Raw genomic sequence first — 20,048 nt, 5'->3', positions numbered from 1 at the left:
GGCTTCACTCCCCCGTGGCAATGCCACAGTCCTCACCTATATGGTGTCAAATATGTAACTTGCCAGCTTCCATGCTACCATGAACACTGAACGTGGTCAGCATGCGGTAGGTTCCGCCAAGACAGAAGGCTCCCACCGGAGTAACCGCGCCGATGATCGCACGCAGCTTCAACGTCCCCGCCAGCTGGGCCTGGCTCGGCCTTGCCGGGCTGGCGATCCTGCCCTTCGCCGAACTCACCGCCTTCTTCTGGGTGGCGTCCCGCGTCGGCCTGCCCTTGGCGCTGATCGCCTTGGTGGCGACCTCCTTCATCGGCGTGTCGCTCCTGCGCAGGCAGGGCACTGCCGCCTTCTCCCGGCTGATGCGCGCCCTGCAGGGCGGCGAGCCGACCGGCGCCGCGCGCGAAAGCATGATGGTGGCGCTCGGCGGCGTGCTGATGATCATTCCGGGCTTCGTCACCGACGTCATCGGCTTCGCCCTGATCCTGCCGAGCCTGTTCAAGCAATGGCAAGAGGGCTCGCCCGTGACGCCGCGGACCCGCCCAGGTGCGACCAGCGCCGATCCGAAGGTGATCGACCTCGACAAAGACGAGTGGAAGCCGGTCGACTAAGCAGGGCGCTGAGAAGTGTAGCACGGCTTTTCGACAAGAACCTGCGCCGAATAAGGACCCAAGCAGGTGCAAGGCTGCCTACAGCGTTTTGCGACTTGACGGAATCGGCAAGAATCGCAAAGACGCGTCGAAACAAAGAGTTAGAGCGAAGCAGCGTTTACGCTTAAACGCGCTTTGCTCTAGCGATACACGATCGCGTCATGCTGAATTGCGCATGCGGAGTTGCGCTTCCAGGAGATGAGCGCTCTCGTCTGTCTCTCCTCCAATTCGACCAATCAACATTCCAAGCGCCAGCATCGCCATCTTGTGGCCGTCCTGTGCGACTGTCGTGAGAGAGGGGCTTGCAAAGCGGCTGAACGGATGGTCGTCATGCCCGGCAACCCGAAGCTGTCCTTCCCGACCAACCGTTAGGCGGTGTTCACTCGCCGCCGCCATCACGCCAAACGCGGTTCTGTCGGTGGCACATAAAATGGTATTGGTCGGCAGTGGGCCATTCGACAGAAGGTTCGTCATTTGCTCAAAGGCCACGGCTTCAAAAGCCCAGCTGTGCGCTGGCGCCGATATGATTTCGGGGAGCGCGTTTCGCCGTTCCATCGCGCGGACGTAAGCTTCCCGGCGTTCGAGGGCGTTTCGATTGACGCGGGGCATATCGAAATAGCAAGGCGCCTCTCCTGTGCGGAGAAGGTAATCTACAATAAGCGAAATGCTCTGAAAGTTATCGGTTCCGACAAAGGGCGCGTCGATATCAACGCGGGTATCGGCCAGCACGAGGGGAAAAGCGCCCGCCAGTTCCTTCAGCGTTGAGATTTCGGAGGTTGTCCCCAGCGGGACGACAATCGATCCTGCGACACGCATGGACATCAAAGTGCGGACAGCGCGCTCCTCCATGGAACGTTCGCCGTGGGAATTGAGAACGATCGTCCAGTAACCCTCGTCGAGTGCGCTCAACTCTACCTGCTCGACCAGGGCGGCGTAGAACGGGTCAACCAAAGAAGGGACGATCATGCCGATCGTTTTCGGGGCCTTGCGGTTGAAATTCACCGCGAGCAGGTTGGGCTGATATCCAAGACGTTTGATGGCATTTTCGATCCGTTCGCGTGTTGCCGGCCGAACGCTATCGGGGTCATTGAAATATTTGGATACGGTTGGTCGCGACAGGCCAGCTGCCGCGGCGAACTCCTCCATGGTTCGGATCTTGCCGGCGCCACCGTAGTCTGTCGCTTCTGACACAGTCGTTCCCTGCCCCTGGTTCGTCGTCTGACCCAAGCCGTCTTATGTCGAAGTTTCGTTCGTAACGCACGTGAGAATCAAACGTCACTAAAAATCTTTACATACGATAAGAAATTTCTATACACATGATATTGACGAGCACTCGCTTTTGAGACAAAGGAAGAGCGCCGGAAGCAGGAATTCGAGGATTGAGATCAATCCCCCTGCTCCAGATGGGAGAACGTCATGAGGAGAGTGTGGAAGGCAGCCGTGTGCGCAGCCGCCCTCGTTGGCTCGGTCGCGTATGCACATGCCGAAACCCTTACGATCGCCACGGTGAACAATGGCGACATGCTTCGCATGCAGAAGCTGACCGACGATTTCACGAAGGCAAATCCGGACATTCAGTTGAACTGGGTGACGCTCGAAGAAAATGCACTGCGCGATAAGGTCACCCAGGATATCGCCACCAAGGCTGGTCAATTCGATATCCTCACCATCGGCACCTATGAGGTACCGATCTGGGCCAAGAAGGGCTGGCTGGCTCCGCTCGACTTCGATAAGGGCTACGACGTCGACGATCTCCTGCCTCCGATTCGAGCCGGACTGAGCTATGACGGCAAGCTCTATGCAGCGCCGTTCTATGGCGAATCTTCGTTCACGATGTATCGCAAGGATCTGCTCGAAAAGGCCGGGCTCAAGATGCCCGAGCAGCCGACTTGGGACTTCGTCAAGGAAGCCGCACAGAAGATGAACGACCCCGCCAACGGCGTTTACGGCGTGTGCCTCCGCGGCAAGGCGGGTTGGGGCGAAAACATGGCCTTCATCGACTCGATGGCGAATTCATTCGGCGCTCGCTGGTTCGACGAGAACTGGAAGCCTCAATTCGATCAGCCTGAATGGAAGGCGACGCTCACCTACTATGTCGACCTGATGAAGAACTATGGCCCGCAAGGTGCCCCGACGAATGGCTTCCAGGAAAATCTGACTCTCTTCAACCAAGGCAAGTGCGGCATCTGGATCGATGCGACGTCGGCTGGATCCTTCGTCGTTGATCCCAAGCAGTCGACTGTCTCCGACAAGGTCGGGTTCGCTGTGGCACCCAATGCCGGCCTGGGCAAGGGCGGCAACTGGCTCTGGGCCTGGTCTCTTGCCATTCCGGCTTCGTCCAAGAAGATTGATGCCGCCCAGAAGTTCCTGGCCTGGGCAACGAGCAAGCAATATCTCGGTCTCGTAGCCAAGACGAACGGGTGGTCCAACGTTCCCCCGGGGACGCGAACCTCGCTCTATAAGGACGATAACTACCTGCAGGCCGCGCCGTTTGCCAAGATCACGCTCGACTCGATCATGTCGGCAGATCCCAACCATCCGACGGTCAAGCCTGTGCCTTATGTCGGCGTGCAGTTCGTTGCAATTCCCGAGTTCCAGGGCCTCGGAACGAACGTCGGTCAGCAGTTCTCGTCTGCACTTGCCGGCACTGAGAGCATCGATGACGCGCTCTCGACCTCACAGGATCAGGTGACTCGTGTCATGACCAAGGCCGGCTACATCAAGTAGTTCCTCGTTTCCAACGGCTGTCCCGTCCTGGATGGGACAGCCTCTCTCCCAGCGCTGCATCGATAATAGGCTCCAGGCCGGTTTCATTCAGATACAATTGCAATCTGATCCAAACGACCTTTCCCCACACCTGGAAAGGCGAATTGGGGGGATTGCTTTCAAGTGGCTAATCTTTCGAGGATGAAGACATGAGACTCAATGGCAAGGTTGCACTTATCACCGGCGCTGCGCGCGGCATCGGCTACGGCTTCGCGAAGGCTTTCGTGGCTGAGGGCGCCAAAGTTGTGATCGCGGACATCGATATTGCGCGGGCGGAGAGTGGTGCTCGGGACATTGGGCCCGCTGCGCGAGCTGTTCGACTGGATGTGACGAAGCTCGACGATATCGAACGCGTCGTCAAAGAGGTCGATCAGGAGTTTGGCGGCATCGATATTCTGGTGAACAACGCCGCCATCTTCGACATGGCTCCGATCCAGGATATCACCGAAGCGAGCTATGACCGGGTGTTCGATATCAATCTGAAAGGTCCACTCTTCATGATGAAGGCGGTGGCCAATGCGATGATCGCGCGCGGCCGCGGCGGCAAGATCATCAACATGGCAAGCCAGGCCGGCCGCAGGGGCGAGGCACTCGTCACGCTGTATTGTGCATCCAAGGCAGCCATTATCTCCGCGACCCAGTCCGCCGCGCTTGCCCTGGTCAAGCATGGCATCAATGTCAACGCCATCGCCCCCGGCGTCGTCGATGGGGAGCATTGGGATGTCGTGGACGCCAGCTTCGCCAAATGGGAAGGCCTCAAGCCGGGTGAGAAGAAGGCAGCCGTCGCGAAGGCGGTGCCGATCGGCCGCTTTGCCAACCCCGAAGATATCGCTGGGCTGGCCATCTTCCTGGCCTCTGCCGAAAGCAACTACATCCTTGCCCAGACGTACAACGTCGACGGCGGCAATTGGATGAGCTGAGGCGTCGGTCCAATTCACTCCCATTCGTCAGGATTTAGCCATGCGTTCACCTCAAGCGATCGCACCGGAATCTCTTGGACCGACGCTTACCATCGGCGAGATTTTGGTGGAGATCATGGCGACTTCACCAGGGTTTGGGTTCAACGAGCCCCAGACGTTTGCCGGACCCTTCCCCTCCGGTGCGCCGGCAATATTCATCGATCAGGTCGCTCGCCTTGGTGGCTCTGCCGCTATCGTTGCCGCAGTCGGCGATGACGACTTTGGAAAATTGAACCTCGCGCGTCTCAGGCGCGACGGTGTTGATGTCTCGGCTGTGACGGTCGAGCCTAACCGGCCGACGGGGAGTGCCTTTGTCCGGTATCGGCCTGATGGTGCGCGGGATTTCATCTTCAACATCACCCATTCCGCGGCTGGCCAGCTATCCCTGACGACGGTGACAAAAGCCATTGCGGAACGGGCAGGCCATTTGCACGTGATGGGTTCGTCACTCGCTATTCCGGGTGTAGCGACACTCATCGAATTCGCCTTGGCTGCTGTTCGCAAGCGCGGTGGCTCGGTGTCGCTTGACCCGAATGTTCGCAAGGAGCTCCTGGCCGACAGCTCTGCCTATGCCTGTTTCGAGGCGCTCGTCCAACAGGCGGACCTTCTTTTGCCATCGGGCGATGAGCTTCTGACGGTGTCGGGACGGGCAGACCGGGATGACGCCTTGTCAGCACTGTTTGAACTCGGTGTCAGCGAGATTGTCCTCAAGCGTGGAGCGGAGGGGGCTTCATACTATCGACGTGACGGTTCGAGCGGCGACGCTGCCGCTTTCAGAGTGACGGAAATTGATCCGACAGGCGCCGGCGATTGCTTTGGTGCGACATATCTCACTTGCCGGCGACTGGGCATGGACCCGGCCAAGTCATTGACGATGGCGAATGCCGCCGGCGCACGAACCGTAACCCAGCGCGGCCCGATGGAGGGTGTTGCCTCCCTTCGTGAACTGAACACTTTCGTCGAAGGAACGCCTAGATCATGACGGAATCGGCTCTGACGAACCTCGCAAAATCTCGCACGAACGGTAGTCCCGTCGGCATCACCTCGGTCTGCTCTGCCCATCCGCTCGTCCTCAGTGCTGCTCTCCAGCAGGCGAGGCGGCTGAACAAAAGCGTGTTGATCGAAGCAACATGCAATCAGGTCAATCAATTCGGTGGCTACACCGGTCAAACGCCGAAGGCATTCATAGACTTCGTGGCGGGACTTGCTGCTCAGGAAGGCGTGCCAATGGACCGCATCATCCTCGGCGGCGATCATCTCGGTCCGAATCCGTGGAGGAAGGAGCCCGCTGAAACCGCCATGGCGAAGGCGGAAGAGATGGTGGGAGCCTATGTGGAAGCAGGCTTCAGCAAGATCCATCTCGATGCATCGATGGGCTGCGCGGGGGAACCCGCAGCTCTCAATGATGAGATCACGGCGGAGCGGGCAGCGCGCCTGGCTTCGGTCGCGGAAAAGATCGCGAGGCGCCGCGGTACCACCCCACCCTGCTATGTTATCGGCACGGAAGTCCCTATCCCTGGCGGGGCGGACCATGCACTCGATGCCATCACTCCAACATCGGCGGATGCGGCTCGAGAGACGCTAGAGGTTCATCGGCGGACATTTGCCAGGAACAATCTGCATGGCGCGTACGAGAGGGTCATCGCGCTCGTTGTGCAGCCGGGTGTCGAATTCGGGAATGACAATGTCATTACTTACGCGCCGGCCGCGACATTGCACCTGACCAATCTCCTCAATGAGTATCCCACCTTCGTCTACGAAGCCCACTCGACCGACTATCAATCCGGTGAGGCGTTATCAAACCTTGTGCAGAATGGCTTTTCAATCCTCAAGGTTGGCCCAGAGCTGACATTCGCCCTTCGCGAAGCGATCTACGCACTCGATATGATTGCCACTGAGCTGGTCGAAGGCTATGGCGACAGGCCGTTGGCTGCCACCATGGAAAAGCTGATGTGTGATGAGCCCATTTATTGGAAGAGTTACTACAAGGGTTCAAAGAGAAATCAATATGTCGAACGTCACTATAGTTTAAGCGATCGTGTAAGATATTATTGGGGCAAGGGTAAAGCACAAGCCGCCTGGCTGCACCTGCAACAGGTGCTTTCCAAGGTTGCTATTCCTACTACACTTTCGTCTCAGTACTTGCCTAAACTTTCGGCCGCACTTGTTCAAACCTCTTCACCGCAGGCGATCGTCATAGCCTCGGTAGGTGAAGTTTTGCAACGTTATGACGATGCCTGCGCTTGCCGCCAGGAGCGGCAGTTATGATCCACCAGATTCCGAGATGGTCTCGCGCTGGGCAGAGCGTCGGGACTACTGATCCGGGGGCCCGCAGGGTGTTAGATACGCCTCCCGCATTTGGCACCTCGCGTGCTCCCGGGTCAGACTTCCTTCGATATTGGTCAATTAAAAGCATGTAGACAACCATCGAAAAAAGCGCATCGAGTGACTCCTTAGAGCAAAATGCGTTTAAGCGTAAACGCTGCAATGCTCTAACTCTTTGTTTTGACGCGTCTTTGCGATTCCTGCCGATTCCGTCAAATCGCAAAACGCCTCAGGCTTCGGACTGATATTCCGGCAGAGCGGTGATCTGAGCGTCGCCAGGCGAGCGCTTCACCCGCCAGCGCCGGGGCCAGAGGTCGGGCTCTTCCTTCATGAGATCGCCGAAGGCCTCGAAGGCCGCCTCCCATGACACCGTCCGGTTGCTGCCGTCCTCGAGTTGTATGGCGAGGACATCGGTTCGCGGCAGCAGGGAAAGTACGTTTCGGGCCCAGGAGGAGACCGAGAACATGGCGGGCCCGCGCTCCACCACCATGAAGGTGGCCACGAAGATGTCGATGCCCGTCTTCTCGTGCACCCTGTTGAGGAGGCGCTGCTGCGTCTCGTAGAGCTCCCAGGCCTGGAGCGTCTCCACCCTATGGGCGAGCCGCTCGACCTCGCTGTTCCCCGTCGGCATGAATTTCGACCACGACCGGCCGTCATGACGATAGAGACTGGCCGAGCAGGGATAGAGTTCCCGGGTTATGGATTGCTCGGCCAAGGTCAGCACACGGGCGAGCCCGGCCATGTCCTCGCTGCCGGTGACATAGATCAGCCCGCGCGTCAGCGGCGCCACCACTGGCGCGCCACGCAGGCCGAGATTGCGGAAGATCTCGGGAAAAAGCATGGCGCAGGGCTGGTAGTCCGGCAGCCAGGCCCCCGCCAACACGCCATCCTGCAGGCGCGTGAAGCCGGCTGGCACGACCTCGTGGCGGATGTTGGCAAGGGCGATCTTCAGCGCATTTTCGACCGAAATCCCCCACTCGCCCAGGCGCTCAGCGTCGACATGCAGCATGCTGACTTGGGTGTCGACCACCGGGCGCACGATCAACTCGTCGACCAGGGGCTCGAAGGCATAGGGAACGATATCCGTCGAGGCACTGCCATCGAGCATGGCCTGGAGTTGGGTGGTGGCGTCCCTGCCGCGCAGGCGCAGCGTCGGCTTCAGCAGCGGGGCAGCCATGTCGAGCGTGGAGACGTCGATCGTGGGTGCCTCGATCACGGTGGCGACGAACCGCTCTAGCTCCATTCGCCGCTTATGCTTCGACAATCCCTTCGTCCGGGCGAAGGCATTGTCGAGAAACCAGGTGTGGTCGGCCCCGCGCAAGGCGAAGCGCTCGGCATCGAAGGTGAAATTCGTGCCGCCCGCGCGCTCCAGAAGCTCGATTGCCTCCTGAACGAACGCTTCTCTCGTCACTTCCTTTGGCGAGAACAGCCAATCCAGCAAGCCCATGCACACATCGCCCTTACGTCATGGCCGCACTATGACCCGGGCTTGGGCCGGGGTCCTAGCGCGAATTGGCGTAAGGGCGAAGATTTGGTTTACGTGAGGCCAGCAAGACCGCCCGAAGGCTCAGGCCAGCAATCCCCTCGCCTCCACGTCACCCAGGGCGGCCGGGCGGTCGCAGCCCTGCTCGATGGTGACAGTCCTGTTCTCGGCTGCGGCGGTGAGGATGCCCTCCATGATCGCCAGCACATGCAGGCCGATCTCGCCATTGGCGCGGTGCGGGCGCTTGTCGAGAATGCCGCGGGCCATGTCGGCGAGGCCGAGGCCGCGGTAATTGGCGACGCCCGGGGCGTCCTTGGGCCAGTTCGCCTCGCCGAAACGGTCCTTGCTGGTGGCATGGGCCTCCCAGGGCTGGCGGCCGATGGCGAGCGATACCTCGCCGCCGAACCAGTTGGGATCGGGCACGCGCATGGAGGCGGTGGTGCCGTGCAATTCGAGCGGCAATTGCCCATGCGCCCACACGTCCCAGCTCGCCATGAAGGCGATCTGCGCACCCGACTTGAAGGCAAGCAGCGCCTGGATCGAGGTCGGCGTCTCCACCTTTATACGCTGGCCGTTGAAGGGCGACCCCTCGGTGGTGACGACGCGCTCCTCGAAACCGCTCTGGCTCAGCGCCACCACGCTGGCGACCGGCCCGAGCAGGGTGACGAGCGTGGAGAGATAATAGGGGCCCATGTCGAACACCGGCCCGGCGCCCGGCTTGAAGAAGAATTCCGGATTGGGATGCCAGGCCTCCATGCCATGGCCCATCACCGCCGCTGTGCCGAGCAAAGGCTTGCCGATTTCGCCGGCATCGATGCGGCGCCGCGCGTCCTGGATGGAGGCGCCGAGCACCGTATCGGGCGCGGTGCCAACGCGAAGCCCCTTGGCCTTGGCAGCCTCGATCAGCTTGACGCCGTCGGTCAGGCGCGTCGCCAGGGGCTTTTCGCCATAGACATGTTTGCCGGCTTCGATCGCCGACATCGACACGCCCGCATGTGCCTCCGGAATGGTGAGGTTGAGGATGATGTCGATGTCGTCAGCCACGAGGATATCGGCGATGCTGCGCTTGTGCAGCCCGTATTTGTCTGCCTGCTTCCGGGCCGCCTCATCCTTGAGATCGGCGCAGGCGACGAAGTCGTAGTCGCGGAACAGCGCGGCATTGATGAGATAGATATCCGAAATATTGCCGCAGCCGATCAATCCAACGCGCAAGGGCATGGTGGTCTCCTATAGCGTTTTGCGATTTGACGGAATCGGCAAGAATCGCAAAGACGCGTTAAAACAAACAGTTAGAGCAATGGGCGTTTACGTGTAAACGCGCTTTGCTCTAGAGAGCTTCGGGGTGCCGGTCGTCGGACCAGCACGGCATGAAGAGGTTGGTGTCGGTCTGAAAAGCTGCCTCAAAAGCGCGGCATCGCCGAAGGGACGCGGATGGTTGCCGGCGTTTGCACCCCTGGATTGCCGGGACGAGCCCGGCAATGACAAAAGGTCGAGGTTCCCTTCTCGATCAGGCTCTCAGGACCCACACTGGATTCGAAAGTGCGTGCCGTTACGCATTGGCGAGCTTGCGCATGGCCTCGGCGCTCACGGTGGCGAAGCGCTTGAGGTCGGAGGGATTGTCGTGCTCGGCGATCATGACCTCGGCCCCTGCCTTGACGCAGAGCGGCCAGATCGTGGCCCAGTCGACCACGCCTGTGCCGACATCTGCCCAGCCGTCCTCATTGGTGTTCTCGCCGACCGGAGCGATATCCTTGACGTGCACCAGCGGCATGATCGAGCCGTAGCGTGAGATCCAGGCCTTGGGATCGGCCTTCGCGCGCACGATCCAGGCGACATCCGCCTCCCACTTCACACCATCCGTGAGGACGTGCTCGATCGGGAAGGAGCCATCCGGCAAGGCGATGAACTCGAAATCATGATTGTGCCAGGCAAAGCCGCGGCCGGCCTTGCGCACCTGTTCGCCGATCCTGGCGAGACGTTCGCCGAAGGCTTTCCAGCCTGCGGTGTCGCTGGGACGAGCCGCCGGCGCCAGGAAGGGTACCACGATGGTCTCAATGCCGAGTGCATCGGCTATGCCGAGGTTGCGGTCGAGTTCGCTCTCCAGGGAATCGATACCGAAATGGCCGCTGCGCGCCTTCAGGCCGAAGTCCTTGAAAAGCTGGCTGGCGGCGGGCACGTCGGCATAGAACGCGCCATAGGGCTCGACAGTGTCGAAGCCGGCATCGGCGATGATCTTGAGCTGGTCCTTGAGTGGAGGAAAATTGCGGGCGGAATAAAGCTGGAAAGAGAGAGGATTGGTGAGAGCCATGATGGGTCCTTTCTGGAAATGAGGAAAATCAAAAGGTTAGAGGTGATCGCAGACCAGGATTACAGCCGCTCCCCCGTCTCGGCGTCGAACAGGGAGGCACGGGCGACGTCGAAATGGAAATCGATCTCGTCGCCGCTCTGGACGACGTTGTCGCCGTCGACACGGATGGTGGCGGGAACGCCGGCGAGGGTTGTCCACAGCACGGTGTCGGCGCCCATCGGCTCGACGATGCTGATCTTGCCGCGGGTGGAGTGGGTGCTGGCGGGTCCTGTACCAATCTCGACATGCTCGGGGCGAATGCCGAAGACGGCCTTGCGTTCACCGGGCTGGCCGATGAAGCCGTAAGCCGCGAGGTCGATGCTCTCGCCCGCCGCCTCGAAGCGCCAGCCGCCTGGCCCGCCCGCGACGCGACCGTCGAGGAAGTTCATGCTGGGCGAACCGATGAAGCCGGCGACGAACTGGTTGGCTGGCTTGTGGTAGATCTCGAGCGGGCTCGCCAATTGCTGGATGACGCCGCCCTTCATCACGGCGATGCGGTCGGCCAGGGTCAGCGCCTCGATCTGGTCGTGGGTGACATAGATCATGGTGTTGCCGAGGTCCTGGTGGAGCTTCTTGATCTCCACGCGCAATTCGTTGCGCAGCTTGGCGTCGAGGTTGGACAAGGGCTCGTCGAACAGGAAGACGTCGACATTGCGCACCAGGGCACGGCCAATGGCGACACGTTGGCGCTGGCCGCCGGACAGCTCGGAGGGCTTGCGCTGCAGCAGCGGTTCGAGATGCAACAGCTTGGCCGCCTTGGCGACGCGCCTGGCGATCTCGTCCTTGGGCACGCCGGCGATCCGGAGCCCGAAGGACATGTTGCCTTCCACGCTCATGCGCGGATAGAGCGCATAGGACTGGAACACCATGCCGATGCCGCGATCGGCGGGCTCGGCCCAGGTGACGTTCTTGCCTGAGATCCAGATCTCGCCATCGCTGATATCGAGGAGGCCGGCAATGGCGTTGAGCAGGGTCGACTTGCCGCAGCCCGAGGGGCCGAGCAGCACGATGAACTCGCCCTGCTTCACATCGAGCTGGAGATTGTCCAGCACGGTGACCGCGCCATAGCGGATCGCCAGATCCTTGACCGAGACCGACTGGCTCTTGGCGGCAGCGGGAGCATTCACGGGAGCTTCCATGGCATCTACCCCTTGACTGCGCCGGCGGCGATACCGCGCACAAACCAGCGACCGGAGATGAAATAGACCGCGAGCGGGACGGCGGCGGTGAGGATGGTCGCCGCCATGTTGACGTTGTAGACACGCTCGCCCGTGGTCGAGTTGACGATATTGTTGAGGAGCACCGTCATCGGCGAATTGGTACTGCCTGCGAAATTCAATCCGAGGATGAAGTCGTTCCAGATGCCGGTAATCTGCAGGATTGCCGCCACCACGATCATCGGCGTCGACATCGGCAGGATCACGTAGAAGAAGATCTGCCAGAAGCCGGCGCCGTCCACGCGCGCGGCCTTGAAGAGTTCGATCGGCAGGCTGGCGTAATAATTGCGGAAGATCAGCGTCATCAACGGCAGACCGAAGATGGTATGGATGGTGATGATGCAAGGCAGGGTCTGAAAGATACCCGCCATCGACGAAAACCGTACGAGTGGGTAGATGAACACCTGATAGGGGATGAACGCGCCGATCAGCAGAATGCCGAACAGGACATTGGCCCAGCGCACATTCCATAGAGACAGCGCATAGCCGGTGATCGCTCCGACCGAGATCGAGATGATGGTACTCGGCACCAGGATCTTCACCGAATTGAGGAAGCCGACGCTGATGCCGTTGCAGTTCAAGCCCGTGCAGGCGCTCGACCATGCGGTGCCCCAGGCAGTGAAATCCAGGCTCTCGGGCAATGAAAAGATATGCCCCAGCCGGATCTGGTCCATGGTCTTGAGCGAGGTCAGCACCATGATCACGGCCGGCAGCAGGAAGAACGCCGCAGCGATGGCAAGGAAGACATAGACGCCGACACGTCCGGAGGTGAGACCTGTGGGGCGGCGTCCCCTTGGCTGGGTGGCGGTGTCGCTCATCACACCCGCCCTCCCCGCTTGCGGAAATAGGTGTAATAGAGCCAGGGCGAGACGACGCAGATCACCGTTATCAGCATGACGGTCGAGGCTGCCGTGGCGAGGCCGATGTTCTGGCGCTGGCCGAGATTGTCCATCACGAATTTAGCCGGCATTTCCGAGGATGTCCCCGGGCCGCCGTTGGTGAGCGCGACAACGAGGTCATAGACCTTGATCACCGAAATCGAGAGCAGGACGGTGGCCGTGGTGATCGTCGGCGTCAGGATTGGGATGATGATCGAGACATAGACCCGCCAGGACGGGATGCCGTCGATCTTCGCCGCCTTCCACAATTCGGTATCGACCCCGCGAAGGCCGGCCAGCATCAGGGCCATGACCAGGCCCGAGGCCTGCCAGACCGCCGCGATAACCAGAGCGAATACCGCCAGATTGTTGTTCACCGCCCAATCGAAGGTGAAGCTGGTCCAGCCAAGCCCTCGCACGGTGTTCTGGATGCCGAGATCGGGATTCATCAGCCACTGCCAGATCAGCCCCGTGACGATGAAGGACATGGCATAGGGGTAGAGAAAGATGGTGCGGAAGGTATTCTCGAAGCGGATTTTCTGGTCCAGCGCCACCGCGAGCAGAAAACCGACGATGAGGCACAGCACGATGAACAACACCCCGAACACGGCCAGATGCCAGATCGAGACCTGCCAGCGGTCGGAGGTGAACAGCCGCACATATTGGTCGAAGCCAACGAAATGATAGACCGGCAGCAGCTTGGAACTGGTGAACGAGATCACCACCGTCCATGCCATGGTGCCGAGATAGGCGACGACAACAATGATCCAGGCGGGCAAAAGCGCGACTGTGGCCATGGTCAGGCGAAACGGGCGCGGTTGAGACGGCAATCGTGCAGGCGCGGTCATGGTGACCTCCCTCGGGCGCAGTCTTCTAAGATGGAGGCATGCCGAGACCACAGGCTGCGGCTCAGCGGCATTGCGCAAGATTCAATGCCGCCGAGAAACCTGCAGGTCCCGGCAGGATCAGTTCGCTGCCTTCATCGCTTCGGTGAACTTGGCGATGAAATCGTCCACCGTGGCGCTCTTGTTGTTGAGGAAGTTGGTGATGACGTCATCCAGCGTACCGCTGAGGTCGGCGGTGAGCAGGAGGTCGACCACCGGGGTCTGGTGCGAGGAATCGGCCAGAAGCTTCATGCCCTTCTGGGCGCAGCTGTCGAACTTGCTGGCATCGACGTCGGTGCGGACGGGCATCGAGCCTTTCTGGATGTTGAACAGCACCTGCGTTTCCGGCGACAGCATGGTCGTCGCAAGCAGATTCTGCGCCTTGAGCTGGGCGGCGTCGGCCGTCTTGGGGAACACGAAGACGTCGCCGCCGATCATCAGCTCGCCATCGCTGAGGCCCATCTGGCAGTAGAAATCCTTGCCGGCCTCTTTCTTGGCCGCCTTGAATTCGCCCTTGGCCCAGTCGCCCATGAACTGCACGCCGGCCTTTTCGGTGATCAGCAGCGCCGTTGCATCATTCCAGTTGCGGCCCGGCGCACCCGGATCGAAATAATCACGCATCTTGCCGAAGATCTCGGCTGCCTTCTTGAATTCCGGCGTGGCGGTCGCGCTCGCATCATGCTTGTCATAGAGATTGAGATAGGTGTCCTTGCTGATGGAAAGCAGGATGTCGTTGAAGAGGATATGTTCCTGCCAGGGCTGGCCGCCCAAGGCGATCGGGATCAGGCCGGCGGCCTTGATCTTGTCCATATCCGCAAAGAATTCGTCCCAATCCTTGGGCGGCGCTGCGATGCCCACCTTGTCGAGCACCGGCTTGGAATAGAAGGCCCAGTTCTGGCCGTGCACATTGACGGGAACCGCGTAAAAATGGCCATCACGGCTCGCCGCTTCCACGAAGGCCGGCGGCAGGAAGCTCTTCCACTTGCCTTCGTCGGCGACCTGGTCGAGCGTGTTCAACAGGCCCTGGCTGACAAGGTCATCGAACTGCTTGCCGGTATTGAACTGCGAGGCAGTGGGCGGATTGCCGCCGACAATGCGGTTGATCGCAGCGGCGCGGGCAGCCTCACCGCCGGCCACCGCCGCATCGACCCAAGTGCCACCGGCCTTGGTATACTGGTCCGCGAAGACCTTCACGGCCGCGGCTTCGCCGCCCGAGGTCCACCAATGCATCACTTCGGCCTTGGGTTTGTCCTGCGCCAGCGCCGAACCCGCCAAAGCGAGGCTTGCGAGTACGACCGCGATAGCGGTACGGGAATAACGGGCCGGCAAAATTTCAGACATTTTTACCATGGACATTCTCCCTGAAGCGTTGCATGTTTAACTTATGTAATCGATTGCACGCGGCTGGATATTGATTGCGATCGAGGTTCATGTCAAGGGGGGAGTTGCTGGAGCCGAAAGAGACGCGCCAGGATAGAAGCAGGCGCGCTTTTTGTCGAGCGATCAGCACCTTAGCGATCGGTAAAGTCCATGGTTTCCGCCAAGCCAAGAGCAAAGCGAGTGCAGCGCAGGGACCCGAGGGAAGCTGCCAAGGCCCGCATCGGCGATGTCGCGCGCGCCGCCGGCGTGTCGACCGCCACGGTCAGCCGGGCTCTTACCTTTCCCGACCGTGTGCTGGAGGAGACGCGCGAGCGCGTGTTCGCCGCGGTGCGGCAACTCGGCTACACCCCCAATGTCGCCGCCCGCCAATTGCGCGCCGGCTCGTCCAGGACCGTGCTCGTGGTGGTGGGCAAGAGGCGCAACCCCCCTTTCTTCAGCGAGGTGCTGCGCGGCATCGACGTCGCCCTCGGCCAGGCCGGTTATTCGGTGCTGATGGGCAATCTCGACATCCATGACGACAACACCGAAAAGCACCTGGTCGATCTGGTCTTTGGCGGCTTCATCGACGGCGCCTTGGTGCTCTCCAATGCCATACCCTCCTTCAATGGGCGTTCGATCATCGATTCCGGCATGCCGATCGTCGCCATCTGCGCCGAGGCAGACGGGCCGAATATCCCCGCCGTGCTGGTGGATGACGAAGTGTGCTGCCGGGCGCAGACCCGCTATCTGATCGAGATGGGCCATCGGCACCTCGCCTACATCGCCGGCCCGAAGGGCAATTTCAACGAGCTCGAGCGCTACCCCGGCTTCCTCGCCGAGCTGGCGGCGGCGGGCCTCGGACCTGACGATTTTGTCCGCTTCGAAGGCAATTACGACTTCGCCTCGGGGGTTGCTGCCGGCGAGGCCTTCCTGAAGCTCGAACGGCGCCCGACCGGCGTGGTCTCCTGCTCGGACGAGATGGCCATCGCCTTCATGAAGACGATCAGGCGCGCGGGCGTGCGCGTGCCCGAGGACGTCTCCATCGTCGGCTTCGACGGCATCGAGATCGGCGACTATGTCGAGCCCACCCTCACCACCATTCGCCAACCGCGTTTCGAGCTGGGCTCGACGGGCGCCGAGATCCTGCTCGGCATGATCAAGGGGGAGACTGCCCCGCCCCGTGTGACGGTGCTGAAGGGGGAACTCGACAAGCGCGACAGCGCGGGGCCGGTGAAGGTGTAAGCCAGGTTCCTGAGATCCAACGGTTGACAGGTATACCGCCGTTGACCTGGGCTCAATTTATGTTCATGCAATGTTCTTGATCGACAAAAGCAGCGGGGCCGTGCCAAGGGCCCACCGTGGAAGATTGGCTTCCATGGCTGCGGCAACAGCCCTGGCGATCGACGGAGGAGATGATGATGTGGTTTTTGCCACTTACCATCTCGCTTGAAGCGAAAAGGACCCGGAGTGGCTGGCAAGTCACTCTCCGGATCCTGCTCAAGCTTTAGGCAAGGGGGAGTCGGGCGAAAGCCCGGCTCCCACTCCGCGCAAATAAGCGATCGTGTCATGCATAACAATCTGTCAGTCCGGCCACGCCGTCGGCACTGTCGAGCAGCAAGACCCAGTCGAACAAATCCCTCCTTGCACGCCTGCGAAAAATCCCTATATTGCGCGTGTCTCGATGAGACATCTCATAGACGGTCCATGGATCGTTGGTTTGTGAGAGTGGGCCCCCCCCGGGACCCGCTCTTTTTGTTTCGAGGGTTGCTTGACCGAGCCCGGATCCAACATTGTCAGCGAAGCCGATCTTGCGGCCGACGCCTTGCATGAGCCGCGACGTCTCACCGAGACGGGCGTCGCCGCGCGCGTGGCCGAGATCGTGGAGCGCACCATCCTGCCGATGGGCTATCGCCTGGTGCGCGTGCGCCTTACCGGCACCAATGGCGGCACCGTACAGATCATGGCCGAGCGGCCCGACGGCTCCATGACAGTGGATGACTGCGAAGACGTCTCCAAGGCCATTTCGCCGGTGCTCGACGTCGATGATCCCATCGGCAAGGCTTACCACCTCGAGGTCTCCTCGCCCGGAATCGACCGGCCGCTGGTGCGCGCCACCGATTTCCAGCGCTGGGCCGGGCATGAGGCCAAGATAGAGATGACTCTGATCGTCGCCGGCCGCCGCCGCTTTCGTGGTATCCTGCTGGGCGGCGAGGGCAACAAGGCCAAGGTCCGCCGCACGGATGCCCAGCCCGGCGAGGCCACCGACGTTGAATTGAAGATCGACGAGATGAGCGAAGCCCATCTCATCCTGACCGACGCGCTGGTGACGGAATCGCTTCGCCGCGCCAAGGTCGCCTCCAAAGCGCTCGCTGCGCAGATCGAGGCAGAAGACGAGGCTGAGCTGGACGCCGAGGAGGCTCCGCAGCCCAAGAATCCGCGGGCCCATAAGCCGCACAAGCAACCAAAAACCCGCTGAGAGGAAAAGACCCATGGCCGTCAGCGCGAATCGCCTGGAACTTTTGCAAATTGCCGACGCCGTCGCCCGTGAAAAGGTGATCGACCGCCAAATCGTGCTTGCCGCCATGGAAGACGCGATCCAGAAAGCCGCGCGTTCGCGCTACGGCCAGGAGACGGAAGTTCGCGCCGAGATCAATCCCAAGACCGGCGAGATCCGTCTGTCCCGCCTGCTGCAGGTGGTCGATCAGATCGAGAACGACGCCACGCAGATCCTGGTCGAGGACGCTCGCCGCAAGAACCCGGCCGCCCAGATCGACGACTGGATCGCCGAGACCCTGCCGCCCTTCGATTTCGGCCGCATCGCCGCCCAGTCCGCCAAGCAGGTCATCGTGCAGAAGGTGCGCGAGGCCGAGCGCGACCGCCAGTTCGACGAGTTCAAGGACCGCGTCGGCACCGTGGTCAACGGCCTGGTCAAGCGCGTGGAATATGGCAATGTCGTCGTCGATCTCGGCCGCGGCGAAGCCGTGGTGCGCCGCGACGAATTGCTGCCGCGCGAGGTCTTCCGCCCGGGTGACCGCATCCGCGCCTATCTCTTCGACGTGCGCCGCGAGCAACGCGGCCCGCAGGTCTTCCTGTCGCGCACCCATCCCCAGTTCATGTCCAAGCTCTTCGAGCAGGAAGTGCCGGAGATCTATGACGGCGTGATCGAGGTGAAGGCCGTGGCCCGCGACCCCGGCTCGCGCGCCAAGATCGCCGTGATCTCGCGCGATTCCTCAATCGACCCCGTCGGCGCCTGCGTCGGTATGCGCGGTTCGCGCGTGCAAGCCGTGGTCGGCGAACTGCAGGGCGAGAAGATCGACATCATCCCCTGGTCGCCGGACGTGGCCACCTTCATCGTCAACGCGCTGCAGCCGGCCGAAGTGTCGAAGGTGGTGCTCGACGAAGATTCCGAGAAGATCGAGGTCGTGGTGCCGGAAGCCCAGCTTTCGCTGGCCATCGGCCGTCGCGGCCAGAATGTGCGCCTGGCCTCGCAGCTGACCGGCTGGGACATCGACATTCTTACCGAAGCCGAGGAAAGCGAGCGCCGCCAGAAGGAATTCGTGGCGCGTACGCAGACCTTCATGACCGCCCTGAATGTCGACGAAGTCGTCGGCCAGTTGCTGGCGTCCGAAGGCTTCCGCACGGTGGAGGAAGTCGCCTATGTCGATCCCTCCGACGTGTCCTCGATCGAGGGCTTCGACGAGGAAACGGCGGCCGAGATCCAGACCCGCGCCCGCGATTATCTCAATGCCGTCGAGGCCGAATTCGACGCCAAGCGCAAGGCGCTGGGTGTCGAGGACGAACTCAAGGACATCGAGGGTGTCTCCACCGCCATGATGGTGGCTCTCGGCGAGAACGACGTGAAGTCGGTCGAGGACCTTGCCGGCTGCGCCACCGACGATCTCGTCGGCTGGACCGAGCGCAAGGATGGCGAGACCACCAAGCATGCCGGCTATCTCGACGGCTTCGACCTCACGCGCGACGAGGCCGAGGCGATCATCATGGCCGCCCGCGTCAAGGCCGGCTGGATCGAGGCTCCCGAGGAAACCGAGGAAGCCGCCGACGAAGAAGCCACCGGCGAAGAAGCTGCCTCTGCCGAGCACGGAGCATGACCCATAGTGTTGACAACGCCGAGTTTCGAAGAGCGAGATGACCGCCGGGCGCACGAGCGCCTGTGCGTCGCCACGCGCCTCGTGCGGCCTGTCGACACGCTGATCCGCCTGGTCCCCTCACCCGATGGGACACTGACGCCCGACCTCAAGCGTGTGCTGCCGGGCCGCGGCGTCTGGGTCACGGCCAATCGGGCGAGCTTCAACGAAGCGATGCGCAGGAAGGCCTTCGCCCGCTCCCTGAAGCGTCCGGTCGAAGTTCCCCCGACCCTGCCCGACATGGTCGAGATGCTGCTCGAAAGGGCCGTGCTCGACATGCTCAGCTTCGCCAACAAGGCCGGGCTGGTGATCTCGGGCTTTGCCAAGGTGATCGACGCGCTCGATTCCGAACGGCTCTCGCAACGTATCGTGGCCGTGATTCAGGCCCGGGACGGAGCAGAAGACGGGGCAAGAAAGCTTGCGCAAGCCGTCCGGCGGGCCTATTTGGATAAAAATGTACCCGACACAATAATGAATCTCGATTCCGCCCATTTGGATTTGGCATTAGGGCGGACAAATGTGATACATGCTGCGCTCTGCGCGGGCCCGGCGGCAACCGGTTTCCTGGATCGCGTTGCGGCGCTCGCTTTCTGGCGGGATGGCGGACTGGCTTCGGCCGAGGACGTTCCATCCCGGGAAGCCCCGCTGCAAGCGGACGACGAACCCTCAACGCAAGATGCCGCCCCGTCGCAAGACGGCGACGACGTCATCTGAACTTTTGTATGAAACGGGGCGACCCGCAGGATTTGGCACGGAATGACTGATACGAAGAACCCGGGCGATACGCTGACTGTTACGCCCACCAAGACGTTGACTCTGAAGCGGCCTTCGAGCGCGCCGGATACGGTGCGCCAGAGCTTTTCGCATGGCCGTACCAAGACAGTCGTCGTCGAGACGGTGAAGCGGCGTCCGTCAGGGCCCACTCCCACGCTTGCGCCCCAGCCGCCCGCCGCTGCCGCGCCGCCACCGCGTCCGGTGCCCCAGGCTCCGGCAGTGCCTCCGCGCCCGGTGCCCCCGCCGCCGGCGCCTGCTCCGCAG

18 protein-coding genes are annotated in these 20,048 nt (G+C 61.4%); 10 read left to right on the top strand and 8 right to left on the bottom strand.

The genetic code is table 11. From position 1 onward, the window contains the following. Positions 1 to 152: 152 nt before the first annotated feature. Positions 153 to 608: an FxsA family protein gene (locus QQL24_RS06530; protein WP_284311100.1), complete on the top strand. Its 456-nt coding sequence runs from the start codon at positions 153 to 155 to the stop codon at positions 606 to 608. Positions 609 to 806: 198 nt separating this feature from the next. Here the strand turns inward: QQL24_RS06530 and QQL24_RS06525 are convergent, their stop codons facing one another. Then, positions 807 to 1,793: a LacI family DNA-binding transcriptional regulator gene (locus tag QQL24_RS06525; RefSeq protein WP_284311099.1), complete on the bottom strand. Its 987-nt coding sequence runs from the start codon at positions 1,791 to 1,793 to the stop codon at positions 807 to 809. Between the two features lie 270 nt (positions 1,794 to 2,063). On the opposite strand from QQL24_RS06525, the gene QQL24_RS06520 reads away from it, so the two are divergent. From QQL24_RS06520 to QQL24_RS06505, 4 genes are all read left to right on the top strand, one after another. Further along, a complete protein-coding gene (locus QQL24_RS06520) occupies positions 2,064 to 3,374 on the top strand; it encodes an ABC transporter substrate-binding protein (protein WP_284311098.1) in 1,311 nt (436 codons plus the stop codon). Positions 3,375 to 3,562: 188 nt separating this feature from the next. Further along, positions 3,563 to 4,333 (top strand): L-iditol 2-dehydrogenase, encoded by a 771-nt coding sequence (locus QQL24_RS06515; protein ID WP_284311097.1) that lies wholly within the window; start codon positions 3,563 to 3,565, stop codon positions 4,331 to 4,333. Between the two features lie 40 nt (positions 4,334 to 4,373). After that, positions 4,374 to 5,354, top strand: coding sequence for a tagatose kinase (locus QQL24_RS06510; RefSeq protein WP_284311096.1), 981 nt, complete (start codon positions 4,374 to 4,376; stop codon positions 5,352 to 5,354). Beyond that, the gene (locus tag QQL24_RS06505) at positions 5,351 to 6,640 is read left to right on the top strand and encodes a D-tagatose-bisphosphate aldolase, class II, non-catalytic subunit (RefSeq protein ID WP_284311095.1); all 1,290 of its coding nucleotides are present in this window, start codon (positions 5,351 to 5,353) and stop codon (positions 6,638 to 6,640) included. The genes QQL24_RS06510 and QQL24_RS06505 overlap by 4 nt, the downstream gene beginning before the upstream one ends. 286 nt (positions 6,641 to 6,926) lie before the next feature. Here QQL24_RS06505 and QQL24_RS06500 read toward each other — a convergent pair whose 3' ends face one another. From QQL24_RS06500 to QQL24_RS06470, 7 genes are all read right to left on the bottom strand, one after another. Next, a complete protein-coding gene (locus tag QQL24_RS06500; RefSeq protein WP_284311094.1) occupies positions 6,927 to 8,144 on the bottom strand; it encodes a hypothetical protein in 1,218 nt (405 codons plus the stop codon). Positions 8,145 to 8,264: 120 nt separating this feature from the next. Continuing rightward, positions 8,265 to 9,398: a Gfo/Idh/MocA family protein gene (locus QQL24_RS06495; protein ID WP_284311093.1), complete on the bottom strand. Its 1,134-nt coding sequence runs from the start codon at positions 9,396 to 9,398 to the stop codon at positions 8,265 to 8,267. A gap of 331 nt (positions 9,399 to 9,729) precedes the next feature. Further along, positions 9,730 to 10,488: a sugar phosphate isomerase/epimerase family protein gene (locus tag QQL24_RS06490; protein ID WP_284311092.1), complete on the bottom strand. Its 759-nt coding sequence runs from the start codon at positions 10,486 to 10,488 to the stop codon at positions 9,730 to 9,732. Between the two features lie 59 nt (positions 10,489 to 10,547). Continuing rightward, a complete protein-coding gene (locus tag QQL24_RS06485; protein ID WP_284311091.1) occupies positions 10,548 to 11,666 on the bottom strand; it encodes an ABC transporter ATP-binding protein in 1,119 nt (372 codons plus the stop codon). Positions 11,667 to 11,671: 5 nt separating this feature from the next. Next, a complete protein-coding gene (locus tag QQL24_RS06480) occupies positions 11,672 to 12,562 on the bottom strand; it encodes a carbohydrate ABC transporter permease (RefSeq protein ID WP_284311090.1) in 891 nt (296 codons plus the stop codon). Beyond that, positions 12,562 to 13,470, bottom strand: a complete 909-nt coding sequence (locus QQL24_RS06475; RefSeq protein ID WP_284311089.1) for a carbohydrate ABC transporter permease — start codon at positions 13,468 to 13,470, stop codon at positions 12,562 to 12,564. Before QQL24_RS06475 ends, QQL24_RS06480 begins: the two co-directional genes overlap by 1 nt. A 117-nt stretch (positions 13,471 to 13,587) precedes the next feature. Continuing rightward, the gene (locus tag QQL24_RS06470) at positions 13,588 to 14,856 is read right to left on the bottom strand and encodes an ABC transporter substrate-binding protein (protein WP_284311088.1); all 1,269 of its coding nucleotides are present in this window, start codon (positions 14,854 to 14,856) and stop codon (positions 13,588 to 13,590) included. 210 nt (positions 14,857 to 15,066) lie between these two features. On the opposite strand from QQL24_RS06470, the gene QQL24_RS06465 reads away from it, so the two are divergent. From QQL24_RS06465 to QQL24_RS06445, 5 genes are all read left to right on the top strand, one after another. Continuing rightward, positions 15,067 to 16,107, top strand: coding sequence for a LacI family DNA-binding transcriptional regulator (locus tag QQL24_RS06465; RefSeq protein WP_284311087.1), 1,041 nt, complete (start codon positions 15,067 to 15,069; stop codon positions 16,105 to 16,107). A 526-nt stretch (positions 16,108 to 16,633) separates the two neighbouring features. Continuing rightward, positions 16,634 to 17,341: a ribosome maturation factor RimP gene (gene rimP / locus QQL24_RS06460; protein WP_284311086.1), complete on the top strand. Its 708-nt coding sequence runs from the start codon at positions 16,634 to 16,636 to the stop codon at positions 17,339 to 17,341. Positions 17,342 to 17,354: 13 nt separating this feature from the next. Continuing rightward, positions 17,355 to 18,974, top strand: coding sequence for a transcription termination factor NusA (nusA, locus tag QQL24_RS06455; RefSeq protein WP_284311085.1), 1,620 nt, complete (start codon positions 17,355 to 17,357; stop codon positions 18,972 to 18,974). Between the two features lie 6 nt (positions 18,975 to 18,980). Then, positions 18,981 to 19,724, top strand: a complete 744-nt coding sequence (locus tag QQL24_RS06450; RefSeq protein WP_284311084.1) for an RNA-binding protein — start codon at positions 18,981 to 18,983, stop codon at positions 19,722 to 19,724. Positions 19,725 to 19,766: 42 nt separating this feature from the next. Further along, on the top strand, positions 19,767 to 20,048 hold a 282-nt coding region (locus QQL24_RS06445), incomplete at its 3' end, for a translation initiation factor IF-2 associated domain-containing protein (protein ID WP_284311083.1).

Origin of the sequence: Labrys miyagiensis, assembly GCF_030160835.1 — a bacterium.
In the GTDB taxonomy this organism is placed as follows: Bacteria; Pseudomonadota; Alphaproteobacteria; order Rhizobiales; family Labraceae; genus Labrys; species Labrys miyagiensis.
This window is presented reverse-complemented; position numbering and strand designations above follow the sequence as displayed.

Excerpts from the sequence above, each read along its gene's own strand:
- QQL24_RS06520 (WP_284311098.1), top strand. The coding sequence starts at position 2,064 with ATGAGGAGAGTGTGGAAGGCAGCCGTGTGCGCAGCCGCCCTCGTTGGC.
- QQL24_RS06485 (WP_284311091.1), bottom strand. The coding sequence starts at position 11,666 with ATGGAAGCTCCCGTGAATGCTCCCGCTGCCGCCAAGAGCCAGTCGGTC.
- QQL24_RS06500 (WP_284311094.1), bottom strand. The coding sequence starts at position 8,144 with ATGGGCTTGCTGGATTGGCTGTTCTCGCCAAAGGAAGTGACGAGAGAA.
- QQL24_RS06480 (WP_284311090.1), bottom strand. The coding sequence starts at position 12,562 with ATGAGCGACACCGCCACCCAGCCAAGGGGACGCCGCCCCACAGGTCTC.
- QQL24_RS06530 (WP_284311100.1), top strand. The coding sequence starts at position 153 with ATGATCGCACGCAGCTTCAACGTCCCCGCCAGCTGGGCCTGGCTCGGC.
- nusA (WP_284311085.1), top strand. The coding sequence starts at position 17,355 with ATGGCCGTCAGCGCGAATCGCCTGGAACTTTTGCAAATTGCCGACGCC.
- QQL24_RS06490 (WP_284311092.1), bottom strand. The coding sequence starts at position 10,488 with ATGGCTCTCACCAATCCTCTCTCTTTCCAGCTTTATTCCGCCCGCAAT.
- QQL24_RS06510 (WP_284311096.1), top strand. The coding sequence starts at position 4,374 with ATGCGTTCACCTCAAGCGATCGCACCGGAATCTCTTGGACCGACGCTT.
- QQL24_RS06515 (WP_284311097.1), top strand. The coding sequence starts at position 3,563 with ATGAGACTCAATGGCAAGGTTGCACTTATCACCGGCGCTGCGCGCGGC.
- QQL24_RS06475 (WP_284311089.1), bottom strand. The coding sequence starts at position 13,470 with ATGACCGCGCCTGCACGATTGCCGTCTCAACCGCGCCCGTTTCGCCTG.
- QQL24_RS06505 (WP_284311095.1), top strand. The coding sequence starts at position 5,351 with ATGACGGAATCGGCTCTGACGAACCTCGCAAAATCTCGCACGAACGGT.
- QQL24_RS06525 (WP_284311099.1), bottom strand. The coding sequence starts at position 1,793 with ATGGAGGAGTTCGCCGCGGCAGCTGGCCTGTCGCGACCAACCGTATCC.
- QQL24_RS06470 (WP_284311088.1), bottom strand. The coding sequence starts at position 14,856 with ATGGTAAAAATGTCTGAAATTTTGCCGGCCCGTTATTCCCGTACCGCT.
- QQL24_RS06495 (WP_284311093.1), bottom strand. The coding sequence starts at position 9,398 with ATGCCCTTGCGCGTTGGATTGATCGGCTGCGGCAATATTTCGGATATC.